General features: G+C 61.0%; 15 protein-coding genes. 10 read left to right on the top strand and 5 right to left on the bottom strand.

Going from position 1 to position 18,204, the window contains the following annotated elements:
- Positions 1-36: 36 nt before the first annotated feature.
- Positions 37-1,152: an MFS transporter gene (locus EWR20_RS01490; protein WP_129358443.1), complete on the bottom strand. Its 1,116-nt coding sequence runs from the start codon at positions 1,150-1,152 to the stop codon at positions 37-39.
- Here EWR20_RS01490 and EWR20_RS01485 point away from each other — a divergent pair.
- On the top strand, positions 1,115-1,804 hold the full coding sequence (locus tag EWR20_RS01485) for a LysR substrate-binding domain-containing protein (protein WP_202864764.1): 690 nt from the start codon (positions 1,115-1,117) through the stop codon (positions 1,802-1,804). The two genes, EWR20_RS01490 and EWR20_RS01485, sit on opposite strands and share 38 nt — an antisense overlap.
- 30 nt (positions 1,805-1,834) lie before the next feature.
- Here EWR20_RS01485 and EWR20_RS01480 read toward each other — a convergent pair whose 3' ends face one another.
- Positions 1,835-2,905 carry a lipoate--protein ligase family protein gene (locus EWR20_RS01480; protein WP_129358441.1) on the bottom strand — a complete coding sequence of 357 codons (1,071 nt, stop codon included), beginning with the start codon at positions 2,903-2,905 and terminating at the stop codon, positions 1,835-1,837.
- 100 nt (positions 2,906-3,005) lie between these two features.
- Between EWR20_RS01480 and EWR20_RS01475 the strand changes: the two genes are divergently transcribed.
- Both EWR20_RS01475 and EWR20_RS01470 read left to right on the top strand, forming a co-directional pair.
- Positions 3,006-3,575, top strand: coding sequence for a GNAT family N-acetyltransferase (locus EWR20_RS01475; protein ID WP_238147509.1), 570 nt, complete (start codon positions 3,006-3,008; stop codon positions 3,573-3,575).
- An 81-nt stretch (positions 3,576-3,656) separates the two neighbouring features.
- Positions 3,657-4,094: an ASCH domain-containing protein gene (locus tag EWR20_RS01470; protein ID WP_129358439.1), complete on the top strand. Its 438-nt coding sequence runs from the start codon at positions 3,657-3,659 to the stop codon at positions 4,092-4,094.
- On the opposite strand, the gene EWR20_RS01465 is transcribed toward EWR20_RS01470, so the two are convergent.
- A complete protein-coding gene (locus tag EWR20_RS01465) occupies positions 4,081-5,049 on the bottom strand; it encodes a hypothetical protein (protein ID WP_129358438.1) in 969 nt (322 codons plus the stop codon). The two genes, EWR20_RS01470 and EWR20_RS01465, sit on opposite strands and share 14 nt — an antisense overlap.
- A 484-nt stretch (positions 5,050-5,533) precedes the next feature.
- Here EWR20_RS01465 and EWR20_RS01460 point away from each other — a divergent pair, with 484 nt between their 5' ends.
- From EWR20_RS01460 to EWR20_RS01450, 3 genes are all read left to right on the top strand, one after another.
- Positions 5,534-6,193 (top strand): C39 family peptidase, encoded by a 660-nt coding sequence (locus EWR20_RS01460; protein WP_129358437.1) that lies wholly within the window; start codon positions 5,534-5,536, stop codon positions 6,191-6,193.
- Positions 6,194-6,459: 266 nt separating this feature from the next.
- Positions 6,460-7,983 (top strand): M48 family metallopeptidase, encoded by a 1,524-nt coding sequence (locus EWR20_RS01455; protein ID WP_129358436.1) that lies wholly within the window; start codon positions 6,460-6,462, stop codon positions 7,981-7,983.
- Between the two features lie 269 nt (positions 7,984-8,252).
- Positions 8,253-9,926: an ATP-binding cassette domain-containing protein gene (locus EWR20_RS01450; protein ID WP_129358435.1), complete on the top strand. Its 1,674-nt coding sequence runs from the start codon at positions 8,253-8,255 to the stop codon at positions 9,924-9,926.
- Between the two features lie 115 nt (positions 9,927-10,041).
- Here the strand turns inward: EWR20_RS01450 and EWR20_RS01445 are convergent, their stop codons facing one another.
- A complete protein-coding gene (locus EWR20_RS01445) occupies positions 10,042-12,036 on the bottom strand; it encodes a glycoside hydrolase family 15 protein (protein ID WP_129358434.1) in 1,995 nt (664 codons plus the stop codon).
- Between the two features lie 112 nt (positions 12,037-12,148).
- Between EWR20_RS01445 and EWR20_RS01440 the strand changes: the two genes are divergently transcribed.
- Genes EWR20_RS01440 through EWR20_RS01430 form a run of 3 tightly spaced genes read left to right on the top strand, consistent with a single transcriptional unit; the run spans position 12,149 to position 15,129 of the window.
- Positions 12,149-12,490, top strand: coding sequence for a metal-sensitive transcriptional regulator (locus EWR20_RS01440; RefSeq protein ID WP_129358433.1), 342 nt, complete (start codon positions 12,149-12,151; stop codon positions 12,488-12,490).
- 50 nt (positions 12,491-12,540) lie between these two features.
- Positions 12,541-12,756: a heavy-metal-associated domain-containing protein gene (locus EWR20_RS01435; protein WP_129358432.1), complete on the top strand. Its 216-nt coding sequence runs from the start codon at positions 12,541-12,543 to the stop codon at positions 12,754-12,756.
- A 30-nt stretch (positions 12,757-12,786) separates the two neighbouring features.
- On the top strand, positions 12,787-15,129 hold the full coding sequence (locus EWR20_RS01430) for a heavy metal translocating P-type ATPase (protein ID WP_129358431.1): 2,343 nt from the start codon (positions 12,787-12,789) through the stop codon (positions 15,127-15,129).
- 258 nt (positions 15,130-15,387) lie between these two features.
- Here the strand turns inward: EWR20_RS01430 and EWR20_RS01425 are convergent, their stop codons facing one another.
- The gene (locus EWR20_RS01425) at positions 15,388-16,425 is read right to left on the bottom strand and encodes a DUF418 domain-containing protein (protein ID WP_129358430.1); all 1,038 of its coding nucleotides are present in this window, start codon (positions 16,423-16,425) and stop codon (positions 15,388-15,390) included.
- A 399-nt stretch (positions 16,426-16,824) separates the two neighbouring features.
- Between EWR20_RS01425 and EWR20_RS01420 the strand changes: the two genes are divergently transcribed.
- Positions 16,825-18,204: an amino acid permease gene (locus EWR20_RS01420; RefSeq protein WP_129358429.1), complete on the top strand. Its 1,380-nt coding sequence runs from the start codon at positions 16,825-16,827 to the stop codon at positions 18,202-18,204.

Raw genomic sequence — 18,204 nt, 5'->3', positions numbered from 1 at the left:
TCGTCATAACGGATGACCTGTTGATCAAGGCACGCCTCATTCCCCGGCCGCACCACGACGTCGCCGCGACCAGACAATTGCAAGGACGATACAGACGGCAATACTGACTATCGAGGCGGCCGCACTCATCAAGGAAACAGCCACGCCCATGGACAGCCAGGACGTCAGAATGCCGACTGCAATCGCCGGCACGCCCGCACCCATGTAGAACACCAGGTACAGCGCCGCGTTCACGCCGCCACGGAACTCGGACGGTGTGATGCCGTCCAGCATCGCTGAGGCACCTCCGTAGGCCAGCCCATGCCCGGCGCCAGCAAATACCGCGGACCCGAGAACGACATCAAGACTCGTTCCGCCGTCGAGAGCCAATACGCCGAGGCTCGCGCCGATCAGACCCAAGCCCATGATCTGCATTCGAATCGGATTGATGCCCACGATCAAAGGTTGGGTTGCCATGGAAAACAACAACATTGCGCCGAGGACCCCGCCCGTCATCGCCGTCGTGGCGTCGGAAACGGCTCGTTCCAAGACTGTGGGAATTGTGGCGAGAAAGATTCCGGCCCCGGTCCAGGCCAAGAACCCGGTCGTCGCCGCCGCCATGAACAGCCGCCGAATCTGACGCGGAACCCGTGGTGCGGTCGGTCGCCACCGGCGCAGGGAAGTCATCCCGACACGTGGCATCCGAAGCACTAGAATCCAGCAACCTGCCAAGAATCCGAAGTGGACGAGATAAGGCAGCGACTCCGGAAGCGGGGCCCATTCGGTCAGGACGCCCGAGAAGAAAGGACCGGCAGCTGTCCCACCCACGAATGCCATGGTGGCAAGAACCGAGGCCCACACTTTGTGCTTGTTCTCACGCCCCGCAGAGCTTTCGATGACGCACGCCGTGGCCGGTCCGGTAACCGCGCCGAGAGCCATACCGTGGAAAGCGCGGCCCAAGAACAGCCAGAAGACGCTCCCGACGTAGAGGAAACAGGCTGAACCTGCCGCCGCCAGCACGATGCTGGCAAGCAGGACCGTGCGTCGCCCCACAACGTCGGATGCCGGGCCGAAGAGCAACAAGGATGGGACGCTGACCAGCGCAGCGCACACGGTCTTGCGCCACGCAGCGGTGATGTTTGCCCAGGAAGAGCGGGCTCGCGCCGAGCTCACTGCGGATCCGGAGCAGGTCACGGGATCTTTCACGATGTGTGGGTTCTCCACGGCTGCAACCCGACTCCTCCCCCAGGCCGCGGCCCAGTTGCGCGGGGATTTTCCGGAAACCACGGTGCGGGTCATCGAGGCCGAACCGGCTCGGTGCTTCGACCTTCTGCTTTCGGCAGACGCGGACCTGGCGTTGTACACGGCGACGTCGATGACACCTTCCTCCTCGGACCCTCGTTTCGATCAGGTTCACCTGGTGGATGACCCCTTGGATCTGGTCGTTCCGCAAGATCACCCGCTGGCTCGGAGAAAATCGGTTGAGCTATCGGACGCTGCCGAGGAGCCGTGGATTGTGGGTCGCCCGGACAGCGCCTATTACCATCTCGTGATCGCAGCATGCATGAACGCGGGCTTCTCACCCAACGTGGCTCATCAGGCCGATGAATGGGAGACCGGCACCGCATTGGTGGCCCACGGTTTCGGGGTCATCCTCGTTCCCAAATTGGCGCGTCTTCATGCGGATTGGCCGGTCACGCGCGTACCCCTCCGCGGGGATCCCGCACCGACCCGCCGCATCTTCAGCGCCACGCGAAGCGGTGCCCGGGGGCACCCTCTGATCACAGCGGCATTGGACGCTCTTCCGGTCTCCCGGCTCCTCTAGTTCGGCGGTCGTCCGGATGGTAGCAGGCGATTACGGGACCCTATGTGTCCATTCCTCGGTTTCGAACTTCTCCTCGACGAGCCGACGACCGGCATCGAGATCTTCCGAAGACAACGTGGCCCACTCGGCGCCTGTGCGCGTCTGGAAAGTCTGCCCCATGGTCTGGATGATTCCTTCGCGGCTCTCGCCGGTCTGGCGGCGCAACGGGTCCACACGTTTCTTGGCACTGCGAATGCCTTTGTCGGAAATCTTCGCTTTGCCGATTCGGAGTACTTCAGTCATCTTGTCGGCATCGATGTCGTAGGACATGGTCACGTGGTGCAGGATCGCACCGCTCACCCGTTTCTGGGCCGCGCCGCCGATCTTTCCGCCCGAGGACGTGATGTCGTTGATGGGCTTGTACCAAGCATTGACGCCCAGTTCCCTGAGGGCTTGAAGGACCCACTGATCGAGAAAGACATAGGATTGCTCATAGCTCAGCCCGGCCACCAGGGAAGCCGGCGCATAGAGCGAGTAGGTCACACAGTTGCCGCCCTCCATGAACATGGCGCCGCCGCCGGATATGCGACGCACGACGTCGATCCCGTGCTTCTCGACGCCTTCCGGATGCAACTCATTCATATACGACTGGAAGGACCCGATGACCGTTGCCCTGTCCTCCCAATCCCAGAAACGAAGAGTCGGGCCCCTTCTCCCCGAGGCCACTTCGTCGAGCAAATACTGGTCCAGAGCGACGTTCAGGCTCGTCGGAAGGGGCCCGGGCCGCAGCATGCTCCACTCGAAGTCGCCGAAGTCCTTCGCTCCGGTAATCGCGCGCCGAACCACCAGGGCGACGTCACCGGTGGAGAATCCGTGAAGATCCAGGTCCTCGCCGAATGGAGCGAGCGCGGCGTCGAGGCGGGCCGTGAGCGTGGCACCGTCGTCGGAAGCAGATGAACCGACCAATGCGGGTGCGAGCTCGAAGAACGCCTCCTCGGGTTCCAAGAAGAAGTCCCCGGAAATCGTGGCGTCAGTAATACGCTCGCCGTCGGTGGTCACATCGGCGACGACGAGCTTGCCGCCGGCAACTTTGTGTTCTGCATGAAAAGTCTGGTCAGCCATGAACTCAGCCTACGCACGCCGCATCCCCACCGCCACAGAGGCGATAGGCCGTAAGATACATCACAGGAATCGACGTCCACCCGATATTGCGAGGCACCCTGTGAGCACATCCAGAAAACCGGCCCAAGGCGATCTTCCAGAGGATCGGACGGAACAATTGGATCTTCATATTCCGCAGACGTCGGATCTTCAGGACCTGCACCGTCTGTATTCGGATCCCCGGGTCTGGAGCCACCTGCCGAGCGGTCGCTTCGCAGACATCGAAACCACGGAAGAAGTCCTCTCCGGGTGGATTTCCGCGTGGGAATCAGGTCTTGGAACGTGGGTGGCCCGCGAAAATGGCACAACGGTCGGCCACGGCGGCTGCGCTCTCCGCCAGAACACTTTCTGGAATCTCGGATACCGGTTCGCTCCGGAAGCCCAAGGGCGGGGATTCGCGACGGAGCTTTCCCTCAGAGCCATAGAAAGGGCACGCAAGTTACGCCCTGATCTGCCGATCGTGGCATATCTGCTCGAACACAACGAGGCCTCAGCGGCCGTCGCCCGGAAGGTTGGACTGACCCTTCAACACCGTGGGCCTGACGCGGGCAATCCGGACCCGACGGCGATTCGGCTGGTTTTCGCAGATCGCACCCTCGACTCGACAGAGCTGGCCGCCACGATGAGATGATCCACCAGGTCTCGCGATCGCTTGCCGGGGCGATGCCTGGAGGTTGGCCCATAGCCTCTTGCCCCATGTTTGAATGTTCGCATGTGCACCGACCTGCCTCTCGTAGAATTCGCATCCCCAGGGCCTTTGCGAGATCAACTCATTGCCGCCATCAGGACCGGCGCAAAAAGCACAACCAGTTCTCTCGTTCGCGAATACGACGTGGGAGGCGAGCCGTTGCCCGTCGCCGGGCAACAAGGCGTCGTCATCGATTCCGAGGGGCACAAGCTGTTCGTCATCGAAACGACCGAGGTCAAAATTGCCCCTTTCCGAGACGTCCCACTGGAACACGCCATCGGCGAGGGCGAGGGATACGAAACGGTTGCCCAATGGCGTGAAGGCCATGCGGCGTACTGGAATTCGGACGAGGTGTCCTCGGTGTTGGGGAAAGACTTCATCATCGACGATTCGACCCCCGTGGTGATGGAACGATTCCACGTTGTCAGGCCATGTGAGACCCACAGACCTACTGATACGTGACGATCCACGGCTTGGGGTCTACCTGGTAAGTCTGTTCCGGCGTGAACGTCGGCGTGTCCTCATCGTAGAAGTTCTTCCAGGACATGTAGATGTTTTGCGGCAGCCCTTCCTGCAACGCTGACCACGTTTGCTCCTTGAGGTCGGGCGTCCCGTGCCCATCCGCATGCAGGGTGATGCCGAGCTCAGGATGGGAAGTATTGAGACTCTCCCGCTGAGTGATCATGGAGCCCGCGAATTGATGAATGACCACGGCCTTCTGCGGCAGGTCTTCCCGGCGGGTCAGATCGGCAACGTAATCCAGCGATTCATTGATCTCCGAAGCGTCTACGGAACCGATTTGCCCCAAAGGCTTCTGACCTGGCTGCAGCCGCCACTCCGGATCGAGACCGACGCCGACGTTCGGATCCTTCAGCAGCTCCTGGTATTCCTTGATTTGGCTCGTGAAGTCTTGTTGTCCGGGCTGAAAATCGAGAATCACGTAGACCCCATTTTTCTTGGCCGCGTCCAGTAACGGTTTGAGTTCGCTGGGAGAAAGCTCATTGGAATAGTCCCCGTCATCCCCGGGGACGGCGTCCGCAACGGAGGCGATGACCTCGAAAGCCGGAATGACCGGTTCCTCGCTGTACGGTTGATACTTCTCAGCAAGGTTCTTGACCCGCTCCACGGACGCGGCAGGATCCTGCTCACCGAGAGCCCCCAGCGCCGGATTTCCGGGAGTTCCGTACAGTGCAACCATACGGCGATCAGGGAATACGGTCTTTCCGCCGCCAATGAGTTCGGGCGGCTTGTCCTTTTCTCCGCCCGCCGGCGATTCCGAAGAACCTTCCGAGGCTCCGGAAGACGAGGATTCGGCGTCGCCCCCGGAAACGGAGGAACACCCTCCGAGGAGGATAGACGACGTGACGAGAAGCGACGCAGAAACGAAGGCAGGCAGAGTAATCCCATTTTTGGACATGATGTGGTTCCCCAGGTGGAGTGCAAAGTGGTTCTGAGCCCAAACTACCGACGAAAACAGAGATGGCAAAACGGGCACCCGGGCAGAAATAACCCAGGACAGCCACCCTCTCAATCCCATCTGACTAGGGAAAACGTTATCGACGAGTGAATTCATTCGCATGAGTGTGACGTAGGAGAAACACTTTAGGGAACCATCGGTTAACTATATTAAAACTTAGATAAGCGCACCACATATACCGGCAGACGGGCGATATTTCAACCTATTAAATCCCGGAGTTGAACTCGAGGAATGACCACACCTTCGCGGCCATCGCACAATAGAGCCACCATGCCATTGACCAACGCAACCTATTACAAATTGATAATTACGAGCGATTCTCCGCAATCAACAAATCTTCGGGCAAACGTTGACGCAGGACGCATTTCATTCGTACCGTCAAAAATGCCCGAAACACCCAAAACAAACGGTAAGGAATTCAAAGATGAATAACTTCAAACGCAGGTTCGTTGCTGGTGCCGCTATCGCTTCATTGGCCACCGGTGCGATGGCCGGAGCCGCAAATGCAACCACAACCGCAGCACCGGAAAGCGCAGGCAACGCCCAGGCCTCGACCCAAGCCCAGCACAAGTTCCAGTACATCAGCCAGGTACAGGGCCAGGCTTCGCAGTACAACGACTGCGGCCCGGCCTCCATCCTGATGGCCCTGCTGCAGAATGACGGAAAATTGCCGAGCAAGTATTCCGACTCGGACCAGAGCGCCGCCATGACCCAGATCCGGGAGGAAGCCGGGCGTGGCAATTCCGAGTTCCTGCAGAGCGATGACGTCGCCACGATTCTCAGTAATCACGGTGTCAAGGGAACGGCACACGTGAACGCCAATGCCACCGACGCAATCGCAAGCATCAAAGACGGCAAACAGGCCATCGTACTGACCCAGACAGGCGTTATTTCCGGTGAGGACGCTGCCCCGGGTTACGGCCACTTCGTCTACGTCTCCGGATACAACAAGGACAAGGGAACCTTCACGGTCAACGACCCGTTGAAGACATCCAAGAAGTCCTACCAGGCCACCGAAACCCAGCTGACCAACATCATCACCCAGGCCGCAGAGGGGAACACCCCCTGGACATACACGGTCTAGATTTGAGCTGAATTCCCCCTCCTCGGCCAAGGGGTGTTGAGCGTCGATGTCCGGTCTTCGGGCATCGACGCTCATTGCTCTCTGCCACCAGAGAGAATTCCACATCCCGCCATGCCCGTTCGTTCTTCCGCATTGCCCCGTCCTCCCAGGTTTTCCTCACTTCGTATCCGCCCATCGACTGACGGCCCTGGGTACAGTTGGAAGTCATACCGTTGCCGCGACGCCTGAAGCACGTCTCGCTGATATGAACCACCGAGAGGACGTTCATGACCCAGAACCCGTTCGGGTCCCAACCGGGCCCTAACTTCGAGAAGGATGCGCATACGTACGGTGCACCCGGCATCCATCCGCCGGAAGCTTCGATCCCCTCCCAACCACTCGCTGACGACGTCAGTAACGGTTGGGTGCCCGAGGACTCACGCCAGAGAGCACACAGTCCTTTTCCCGGACCGTCCTTGTTCTCGCCCCAGTCGCTCCTGGACGAGAGCCTCCGCAAGAAACTTCGGCATCCCGGCGAGATTCCGTGGCTCATCGTGGGGATCTGCTTCACCCTCGCGGCATATACCTTTGCGTTCTGGGTTTTGTTCATCCGCACGTTCATGCCCTTGGTGACGACTCCGACGACGTACGCGGAAGCCGATACGGCGTCGACCTTCGATCAGCTTCTTGCCCTGCTGTGCCTGTTGCCGATCATCATTTTCTTCAGCCGCGGCATGCTGTACGGCCAAATGCGCCTGACGGGCGTGCGCATTACTCCCACGCAATTCCCGGAAGCCTACAAGATGCTCGTCGGCGCGGCGAAAGCCCACGGTCTGCGGCGGGTCCCTGACGCCTATGTGGTCCTCGGCAACGGCACGATCAACGCGTTCGCTTCGGGCCACGGCCATCGGCGCTTCGTCGCGATCTATTCGGACCTTTTCGAGATCGGGGGCCAGGCACGCGATCCCGATGCCCTGCGTTTCATCATCGGTCACGAGGTGGGGCACATCGCCGCAGGCCATACCTCGTATTTCCGGCTCTTGGGCATCTCTGCTTTCCAGAACGTGCCCTTTTTGTCCTCGATTCTTTCCCGCGCGCAGGAGTACACGGCCGATAACTTCGGTTTCCGTTTTTGCCCGCGCGGATCTGAAGGAACCATCCGAACCCTGGCGGCCGGCAAGTACCTGAACAAGGACGTCAATTTCCAAGAGTTCGCGGACCGCGCCGTCTACGAGCGCGGATTGTTTACCTGGCTCGCCAACCTGAATATGTCCCACCCCGCGACGACGTGGCGCGCCCATGCGCTCCGTGACCGGTCCCGCCCGGGAAGGCTCATTTGGCGGCCCCGATTCAACCCGGAGAACAATCCGATCTCTATGGTTCCCGCGGCCGAGCCCGCCGCTTCCTGGCCGGACCCGTTGCAAGGCAACTCCTTCATCGACGGTTATCCGGAGACGCCAGGCAACACCCACTGGGGCGTCAACGTGGTCGAGGACAAGGACATCGCAGATCGGCGCGATCGGCCGATACCCGATCTCCTCGACATTCATTGGGCCGGACCCGGTCGACGTGGTTTCGGAGGCTTCGGAAGTTTTGGAGGACCCAATGGGTCGGGCGGTCCACAAGGCCCACAACCACAGACCCCCTCACCGGTTGAGGGCCCCGGCGGCCCGGGTCCGAAACCGCAGGATACCAACGGCTCTTCGGCTCATGACGGTGGCGACCCGCGTTCCCGTGACGACCGTGGTTACGGTATCGACCCCGGGAACGGCGAGCCCCCATGGCCTCCAAAACCGCCAAAGAATAGCTGACCCGGTATTGCGCCATCCTCTAGCCCCGCCGGGTCACGGCCTCGAGAGACGTTTGGCGTCAGGCGTCGGGGATTAGGCCCCCGACGCCTGACGGTATAAACGCCTCCTGCGTCGATCGACGCTTTCTTGAGAAACGGATTGCATGCTACGCTCTACTCGTTTCTGCCCCCGAGCAAAGGAAATGCATTGGATAGTGCACCTCTCCTCGCAATTCGCTGAGTGAGACCTCGCGTCCGCTCAGCATCATTTCATGCTGAGAGGGATGTTTTATGCCTATCCAACAGAATATTTCCATATCCGGAGTCGACTTCACCTGGCCAGACGGAACCGCCTGTCTGACTGGCATCAACGCAATATACGGTGCAGGGTTCCACGGGCTCATCGGCTCCAACGGCTCCGGAAAATCCACCCTCCTCAGGCTCATCACCGGTGACCTCGAGCCGGCCAGCGGTTCGATCGCCGCGCCGCGCCGGATTTGCGTACTGAGCCAGGACCTGGGTCTCGACACGGCGGCGACGGTCGCAGACTTGTTGGGGATATCCCCAATTCTCAACGCAATCTCCGCGGTAACCGAAGGCGACATAGACCAACGGCACTTCGACCTCATTGGCGACGATTGGGACATCGCCGATCGCGCCCGTGCCGAGATGCACCGTTCCGGGTTGCCGGGAATCGACCTGCGGCGCAACGTGGGGAGCCTCTCCGGCGGACAGGCCGTCAGGACGGCGATTGCCGGAATTCAGGTGGCCAGGCCGGAAGCTCTGATTCTCGACGAACCGACCAACAATCTTGACGCCGACGCCCGCAGTCAGTTGTGGGCTCTCCTGGATCATTTTCGACCCCGGATCCCGATCCTGGTCATCAGCCACGACAGGGCTCTTTTGGAGACCTGCGACTCGATCAGCGAGCTCAGGACCGCAGGCCCTCGGACCGACGCATCAGTCCTCAGACGGTTCGAGGGCGGCCTCTCCACGTGGGAGAGCGCCGTCGCAGGAGAGGAAGCCGCCAAGCACCGCGATATTCGAGATGCCCGCGCCGACGCCTCGCGGGAAAAACGCGACCGTATGAACCACCACATCAAGCAGACGAGAGACGAGCGACGCGGAAAGAAGTTCGCCGAGACCAAACGCAAACCGCCCATCGCGCTGGGCGGTGACAAGGAAAAGTCCGAGAAGTCCTCGGCTCGGGCACGTTCCGTCATGGCGGATCGCGAGCGCGCGGCTCTCGGCAGGCTGGCCGATGCCGAGGATTCGCTGCGGCAGACCGAAGGGGTCTACCTCGACCTGCCAGACACCGCCGTCGGCAATGGCGTCAGGATTGTGGAATTACAACTCACCGAGGACCCGACGGCCGAAGAAACCCAGGACGCACCATTGGGAACCGAGGAGCGTCACGTGATCGTGACGGGTCCGGAACACGTGCGCATCGCAGGTCGCAATGGGTCGGGCAAGAGTAGTCTTTTGCACCGCATCGTCGAAGGTCCAAAGAGCACCTCCTCACGACCAGCTCGTTTGCCTGGCATGGGCCGCGTGTACGAGGTCGAGAACAGGGTGGACCGCGTAGGTTTTTTGCCGCAGCGCATCGAACTCGCACCCGAGAAATCCGTACTCTCGACGGTTGCGGCCACCAACCAACGAGCGAGCGAACAGCAGCTCAGGGATGACCTGGCCCGGTTGCTCTTTCGCAGGGACCGAGTCTTCTCCCCGATCAAGACTCTTTCCGGCGGGGAACGTTTCAGGGTTGCCCTGGCTGGAATCCTCTTGTCCGCGCCGGCCCCGCGGTTGCTGATTCTGGATGAGCCGACCAACAATCTGGACATGGCTACCGTCGACTGGCTCGTCAATGCTCTGGAGGGATTCCGCGGAGCGCTGATCGTAGTGAGCCACGACGAAGACTTCCTGGCACGCATCCGAGTGGACCGAACCATCGACTTGGACGAATGAGGACCACAGGTTCTGGTTCAATCCCACCGAGCCGGTCATGATCCACCGCCTCTGGCCCACGCGCAGACGCGACGTCCCGGCCCGGGACGACGGAATCGGCCTGGCGGGACAGCGGCTAGAGCAGGATCGCGTCTATCGCGGACACCAGCGCAATGTGGGCGAGGGTCTGCGGGAAGTTGCCCGTCATCCGGCCCCGCTTGAGCGAGTATTCGGCCGAGAACAGCCCGACGTCGTTGGCGCGTTCGAGCACGGCATCCAGAATTTCGCGCCCCCGATCGATGTATCCGGACCGAATATGCTGCTCCGCAAGCCACAACGTGGAGGCGAAATGGGGGTTGTCCTGCCCCTCGATTCCGTCCAACCCATCGGAGTTGCGGTAGCGGTAAATCATACCGCCGCCCGCATCGAGTTCACGCTCGATCCGCTCGACGGTTCCGCGCATTTCCGGCGAATCGAAAGAGACGAAGCCGGTGTGAGCGATGTTGAGCAATGACGAGTCGACGTTCGTTCCGCCGTAGTACTGGACGAACGAGTTGAGGTCGCGGTTGAACCCGTGGGCCCAGATCTGCTGGGCGAGCCGGTCCCGGGCGGAGGCCCACTGATCGGCGTCCCCGGACAAACCGTGTGTGCGAACCGCACGGACACCGGCGTCCAACGCCGCCCACAACATGATTTGGGAGTGAGTGTAGACGTGCGTCTCACCGTGCGTTTCCCAGATGCCCTGGTCTTCCTCGCCCACGTGCTCGACGGCGGACCCCAGCAGTGCCTGTTGAAGAGGCCACGAAAGATGGTCTTCCGAGTACCCCAGGCGACGCAATTTTTCGAAGGTCACCATGAGCTGTCCCATGGCGTCTCCCTGCAACTGCATGGCCGCACCGCTGCCGCGCCGCACCGGTTCCGAGTCTTCGTACCCGGGCAGATTGATATGCCGCTCGAAATCATCGCTTTCGCCGGCCAGACCGTACACGTTGTGCAATTTGGTTGGGTCGTTCGCGATGGCGCGCAGAAGCCAGTTGCGTAGCTGGGTCGCTTCGCGATCGTGGTCATGGGCGATCGAGATGCCAACGGACTGGGCGACGTCGCGCAGCCAGCAGAATCGGTGATCCCAATTTCGGGGCCCTCCGATGACCTCGGGCAACGACGTCGTCGGGGCGGCCACCACGCCGCCGGTCTCACGGTTCATGAGAGCGCGAATGACCAGAAGCGACCGCAGGCGGGCTTCGCGGTAGTCGTCGAGCTTCGTATCTTTTTCTTCTGCTTCGGTTTGTCCGCCTGGGACCGCACCCAACGGCATGGCGCCTGAATTCACGTCGACCATCGGCATCGCCGTCGTGGTCGGGACGGGACCGGTGCCGGTGGGGACGGGCTCGCTGGGATCGTTGTACAGGTCGGACCATTCGCTCCATTGATCCACGGTGCGGTGCAGAGATTCGTTGAAGTCCACGGGTGCGGGAGGATTGCGGTGCGAAGCAAAGTAGGTCAGTGAGAAATCACGAACCTGTCCCGCAGAGATGTCGAATTGACCGGCGTGGCATCGGTGAGCGGCTTCGGGAATCGGGTCGCCTCGGTAGACCAGCGCGTCCGGACCGGCCATCGCCACAAGCATCCCATCGGCAGGGTCGGAATAGCCGGTTTGCAGGTCAGGGGCCCCCTCGTACCGAGTCACCCACGGCACGGTCCGCCCGTAGTTGAAGCGCAACGCGAGCTCCTGATGCATCGTCACTTCACCGGTCAGGCCCTCGACACGTCGAATGATCTCGGTGCGATTGCCCAACGGCATGAAATCGGTGACGCGGACCGAACCGGTGCCCGTGGACCAAATGGTGTGCAGAACAAAAGAATTTTCGCCGTAGAACCTCTCGGCCACTCGGGCCGATGAGTCCTCTTCCTGGGAAATCTCAGGGTTTTCCTCGTTTGGGGCCACGGGGAAGACAGCCGCCGCGGGAGCTAGCAGCCAACGCCCGTGGTCTTCGTCCCCCAAGAGCGCCGCGAAGGCGGCTTCGGAGTCGAATCTGGGCGTGCAGAACCAGTCCACGGACCCCTCGCGTGAAACCAGTGCAGCGGTGCTCATATTCGAGAGCAGGGCGTAGTCCTCAATCTTCGAAGCCATGGGTTAACTCTCGCACAAAGATCTCCGGTGGTTGTCTCCTGACCGGTCAAACACCTCAATTCTCACATTCGACCCTCTTGAGGTATACCCCTAGGGGGTATATATTCGAGTGATGAGCGAAACATCGAGCCACCACATCGCGGATCCCACTCGGACGCCACACGGCTACACGCACGACAAGGAGGCCTACCTCAAGCGATTGCGACGCATCGAGGGGCAGGTCCGTGGCATCCAACGGATGATCGAGGAGGACAAGTACTGCATCGATGTCCTCACCCAGATTTCTGCAATCAATAAGGCGCTCCACGCGGTGGCGATCGGACTTCTGGACGAACACCTCAGCCATTGCGTCGTGGGTGCCGTGGAGTCAACCGCCGACGGCGGCGACCCCGAGGCCGTTCAGGAAAAAATAGCCGAGGCCACCGCCGCGGTATCCCGGCTGATCCGCAGCTAGCCATCGGCGGCTCACTCTAGACACTGCATCTCGACGAAAGGAAAAACCTCATGAATACCACCGACATCACGGTCCAGGGCATGACGTGCGAGCACTGCGTCGCCTCCGTGACAGAAGAGCTCCAGGAGATCGGCAACGTCCGCGACGTCCAGGTTTCGCTCAACGCAGGTGGGGACTCCCCTGTCCGGATCACCCACGAGGGGCACCTCGATTCATCCGCGATTCGAGCAGCCGTCACAGAAGCCGGCTACACCCTCATCAGCTGAACACCTCAATTTCTCGTCCAAGGAGGAATCATGGCTACCGCATCTCAGCAGTCGACTGGCGGTTCCGCATCGGATGGCACCCGCGTCGTGGACCTCAGCATTGAGGGGATGACCTGTGCTTCCTGTGTCGGCCGAGTCGAACGCAAACTGGGAAAAATTGAGGGAGTCGAGGCCAGTGTGAATCTCCCGCTCAAGTCGGCGCGGGTGACGGCACCTGAGGACGTTTCTGACGAAACTCTCCTCGAGACGGTTCGTAGCGCAGGGTATACGCCGTCGATCGCCCCCAGCGCCCGTGATTCCTCCAGCACGACCGGGCACTCCGGAGAGCATGAAAGGACGCACAACCACAGCGAGCACGCGGGGCATGACATGGCGATGCCCGCCGAATCCTCCTTGAAGAAGCGAATTTGGGTTTCGGCCGTTTTTACCATCCCGCTGTTCGCGATTTCCATGGTCCCAGTTTTTCAGTTCCCGCACTGGGCTTGGGTGGCTGCGGTCCTCGCCTTACCGGTGGCAACCTGGTCGGCGTGGCCTTTTCATGTGACCGCAGCCCGGGCTGCGCGCCACGGTTCCTCGACCATGGACACCCTGGTCTCGCTCGGCGTGATCATCGCTTACCTCTATTCCCTCGGACGCCTTATCGCAGAGCCGGCAATGACCGCGGGGTCCCATCCCGGCGCCCACCTGGACATGTCTTCGCACCAGGTCTATTTCGAGACCGCCGCGGTAGTTACGTTCTTCCTGCTCATCGGCAGATTCATCGAAACGCGCGCTCAATCCCGCTCGAGCGAAGCCCTGCACAAACTCTTGGACATGGGGGCTCGTGACGTCGAGGTGCTGCGGGACGGCGGCTCACGGTCGGTCCGCGTCCCTGTCGAAGAACTACAGGTGGACGACGAATTCCTGGTTCGCCCTGGCGAAAAAATAGCCACGGACGGAACGGTCATCAGCGGGAACTCCGCAGTCGACGAGTCGATGCTGACCGGGGAGTCCGTACCTGTCGAGGTCTCCGAGGGAAGCACCGTCACGGGTGCGACCCTCAACCAGGGAGGTCGGCTCATTGTCCGGGCCGCCCGTGTCGGCGAGGGCACCACTTTGGCGCAGATGGGGCGGCTCGTCGCCGACGCCCAATCCTCCAAGGCTCCCGTGGCCCGGCTGGCCGACCGAATTTCGGCGGTCTTCGTGCCCATCGTCTTGGCGCTTGCGGCTCTCACATTCATTCTCTGGTGGGTCATCGGTGGAGCATTGGCCCCGGCATTCGTCGCGGGAGTCTCGGTGCTCGTGATCGCGTGCCCCTGTGCGCTCGGACTCGCGACTCCGACCGCTCTCCTGACCGGGACAGGCCGTGGCGCCCAGCTCGGCATTCTGATCAAGTCCGCCCAGGTCCTCGAGGACACACGCCGCGTGGACACGGTTCTGCTCGACAAAACGGGCACCGTAACGAACGGCGAACTCACGCTCGAGTCGACCCGAGTCCTGAACTCTTCTTCCATGAACCTTGACGAACATGAGGTTCTGGCGGTCGCGGGCGGCCTGGAGAACGCTTCCGAGCATCCCATAGCCCGCGCGATTGCAGATGCCGCCCGCGAGGAATTTGGGGACCTGCCGCGCGTCTCAAATTTCCTGAGTTCCCCCGGTGGCGGGGTTCGTGGGCAGGTTGAGCTCGATGGCACTGCACACGACGTCGCGATCGGGCAGCCTTCTTGGCTGCGGGACGTTGGCGTCGAGGTCCCCTCCAGCGATCTCGACGCCATGACCGAATTCCAGGAAGACGGCGCCACTTCGGTCATTCTCGCCGTGGACGGCGCCGTTGTCGGATTGCTGGCCCTCCGCGACAAGCCGAAGGTCGACGCCGCGGACTCCATCGCGGAGCTCAAGGACATGGGGCTGCACCCGATTCTGCTCACGGGCGACGCCGCCCCCGTGGCCCGGGCCGTAGCGGCGGACGTCGGCATCGCCACGTCCGATGTGATCGCGGGTGTCAGCCCGAGCGGCAAGGTGGATCAGGTCGAACGTCTGCAAAACGAGGGGCACGTCGTCGCAATGGTCGGGGACGGGGTCAACGACGCGGCCGCTCTTGCGCGCGCCGACCTCGGCATTGCCATGGGTGCGGGCACCGATGTCGCTCTCGAAGCCTCGGACATCACCCTGGTGCGCGACGAGGTCGGTTCGGTGCCACAGGCCATTCGCCTTTCACAAGCCACGCTCCGGGTCATCACGTCGAGCCTTTTCTGGGCCTTCGGCTACAACGTCGTCGCCATACCCGTGGCCGCCCTCGGCCTTCTCAACCCCATGATCGCCGGTGCCGCGATGGCGTTCTCGTCGGTCTTTGTAATCCTGAACGCGCTGCGATTGCGCCGGTTCGGACGGTAATTCCATTGGCCGTGGGGGCGGCACTCACCTCCTACTCGCTTCTTGCAGCCCGTTTCGGTTCGATAAGGCTTCGGAGAACAGCGTCTTGTGCAGGCAAGAACCCGAAGGGGTCTTCGCGACGTTTTCGTCGCCCGTGAGCGATTTTTCAGATGGTCTTGGAGGTCCAGCCTGTTCTGGGTTCTCGCGAGTGCATTCAGGTGAGCGCTCCGCCCGGTTTCCGAAGACCGTGACCCGGCTCGACGAGATTGCGCGATTTGATCAAGTACTCCGCGGCACGGATCGTGAAGAACCGTTTCCCCACCATGTGACCAGACGCCACAAGCGTTCCAGCGGTCCCTGGGCGAACGCACGTAGCCAGGCCGTCGAATACAGCCATTGGACGATCAGTACTGCGCCGCAACCGGCCAGGCACCACACCCACGAGGCAGGGTCTTCGGATTCGAAGAGACCAGGCACGAGGAATCGTGCCGCCAAAACGATCACTGTCGCGCCGATGTAATTGGTCAGGGCCATCTTTCCGAGGGGTGAGAACGTCGCGATCATGAAGCCACGGACAGGTGTGGTCATGATCGCCAGGACCACGAAGCAGTATGTCAGTGCCCCCAGAAGTCCGAATTGTGCGGCGAAATTGCTGTCGAGGAATCGTGCCTGCTGTGAGGTCATCAGGTAGCCGCAGGCGTCGGCGATCACCAGTATCAGGGTAATCCCCCAGGTCAGTTTCGGATAAGCGGTCATTTTCCGTACCCAGGAGGAACCGCCTAAGGAGAATCCTAGGAGGAACAGGCCCGGGATCACCACGGGACCGCCGCTGAAGACAGTGACGCCCACAGCCGTCAACGCCGTACCGAGCACAAGGCACACCCAGGTGCGTGCCTTCTCGGGTACGAAAGTAGACGGCAACAGGAAGACAAGCCCGGCCACGGCGTAAGGCAGAAGCGCCTCACCAGGCTGGAGGACCTGGTGTATCACGCCGAGCACGGCGAGCATGAGGAACCTCCGGGCCATGGCCCAGCGCGGTGAATCGGTTTTTTCCCGAGCACCCGCCCACATCAGGCCGAATCCGGTACCGAATAGAAGCGAAAAAATAGGGAAGAACCGTTGCTGTACAAAATCATTGAGCCAGTGGCTCGTTTCGTTCGGAAGAGCACCCAGATGCAGAATCTGAGGGGCATTGACGAGAATGATTCCCGCCAGTGCCAACCCGCGCAGAACATCCAGCTCCGGAATGCGACCGGATGCGGAGGATTGCGACGCCGCACGAACAGGGGCCGAGTCGATCTTTATTCCAGGATTCATAATCGAAAAATTATCAGCTGAACAAAACTCGAAGTAGGGGTTTTGTTTGATATCAGTGCTGGCTCACGCGGAACCATGCCTGCCTATGCTGCACGGGGTAGATCGAGCTCTACCTCGCCCCACCTCCGGCGCCGCAACAGACCTCTGTGGGACGGACATGGTCGAATGCGACATTACCGACCTGCGCGAAGAGTGCACTCCATGAAATGTCCACGCAAAGTCCCACTCACAAATCGAAATTCGCATGAAAACAGAAATGAATCCTGGATTGAAGGAAAATTGTGTCCTGAGAATCATCGTCTCCGGTCCAATCCGCATGCCCCGAATCAGCTTCGTCTTCGGTCCCGATCAGGGCATAATCTGCTGGGTGACTACCAGAAATTTGGCGGGTCCCGCCCAATGAACCGGAATTCCGCCCCACAACTGCGCAATTCGCTGACCAACCGGCACGTGACCATGATTGCGCTCGGCGGCGTGATCGGGGCCGGACTTTTCGTCAGTTCGGGGGCGGTGCTCAATACGGTCGGGCCCGCGGCACTGATCAGCTATATCGTCTCCGGGGTCCTGGTCACCCTGATCATGCGTGCCGTCGGCGAAATGGCCGTGATGCTGCCGGAAGCCCGCAGTATCGAAAACTACCCGCGGCTCGGGCTGGGCCGATGGGCAGGGTTTTCGGTCGGGTGGATGTACTGGTACTTCTGGGTCATCGTCGCCGCGGTCGAAGCGGTCGCGGGGGCCGGAATCATCAGCGGGTTCTTCCCGTCCGTGCCGAATTGGGCAGTCTGCCTCGGTCTGATCGTCGCAATGACTCTCCTGAACCTCATCTCGGTTCGGGTCTATGCGGAGACGGAATTCTGGTTGGCTTCGATCAAGATCGTCGCGATCGTTTTTTTCCTCGTCGTCAGCGGCCTCTTTCTGCTTGGCCTCTTCGGACAGTCCCCCGGAACCACTCATCTGACCGAACACGGTGGTTTCTTCCCCCTAGGCTCGGGCGCCGTCGTTGTGGGATCCGTGACGGTGCTGTTTTCCTTCGCAGGCGCAGAGATCGCCACCATTGCCGCAGCCGAGTCCAAAGACCCGGCGAAGTATGCCGCCCGGGCAACGCGCCAAGTCATGTACAGGATTTTGTTCTTTTATCTCTTGTCTATCGCGGCCATCATCTGCGTGGTTCCGTGGAACACGCCGATGTCCGGCTCCGAGGTGCGCAGCCCCTTCGCACTGACGCTGAACGCCGTCGGCATCCCGTATGCAGACGTCATTATGGAGGTTGTGGTTCTCACCGCGGTTCTCAGTTCCCTGAACTCTTGCCTGTACTTGACCTCGCGCGTGCTTTTCTCGCTATCCAAACACGCAGACGCCCCGAAGTTCCTCGTCAGACTGAATTCCCGCAAGGTTCCTGCACGAGCAATCTTCGCCGCGACGATCGTCAGCTACTTATCGGTGATTGCCAACTACTTTTTCCCGGAACAAGTCTTCCTGTTCCTCATCAATTCATCGGGTGCGGTGTGTCTGATCTATTACTTCCTGCTGGTCCTCGCGGAAGTATCAGTGCGACGCCGGCTGGCTGCTCAAGGAATCACACCGGACTTCCGGATGTGGGGGTTTCCGTGGCTGAGCTATCTCACGATGGCGTGGATCGTAGGGGTCCTCGTCTTCATGGCCGTTTATCCGGCCACGCGCTGGCAGCTCGTGCTGTCTGTCCTCAGCTTCGCGATCGTCCTCGGCGCCTACAGGATCGTTCGACGCCGTCCGGTCACGTCAGTGAAAAACCCGGGGTAA

The sequence above is a fragment of the Rothia uropygioeca genome, assembly GCF_004136585.1.
Lineage (GTDB): Bacteria > Actinomycetota > Actinomycetes > Actinomycetales > Micrococcaceae > Rothia.
Note: the sequence above shows the minus strand (reverse complement) of the source record. Positions and strands in the feature narration are given on the sequence as shown.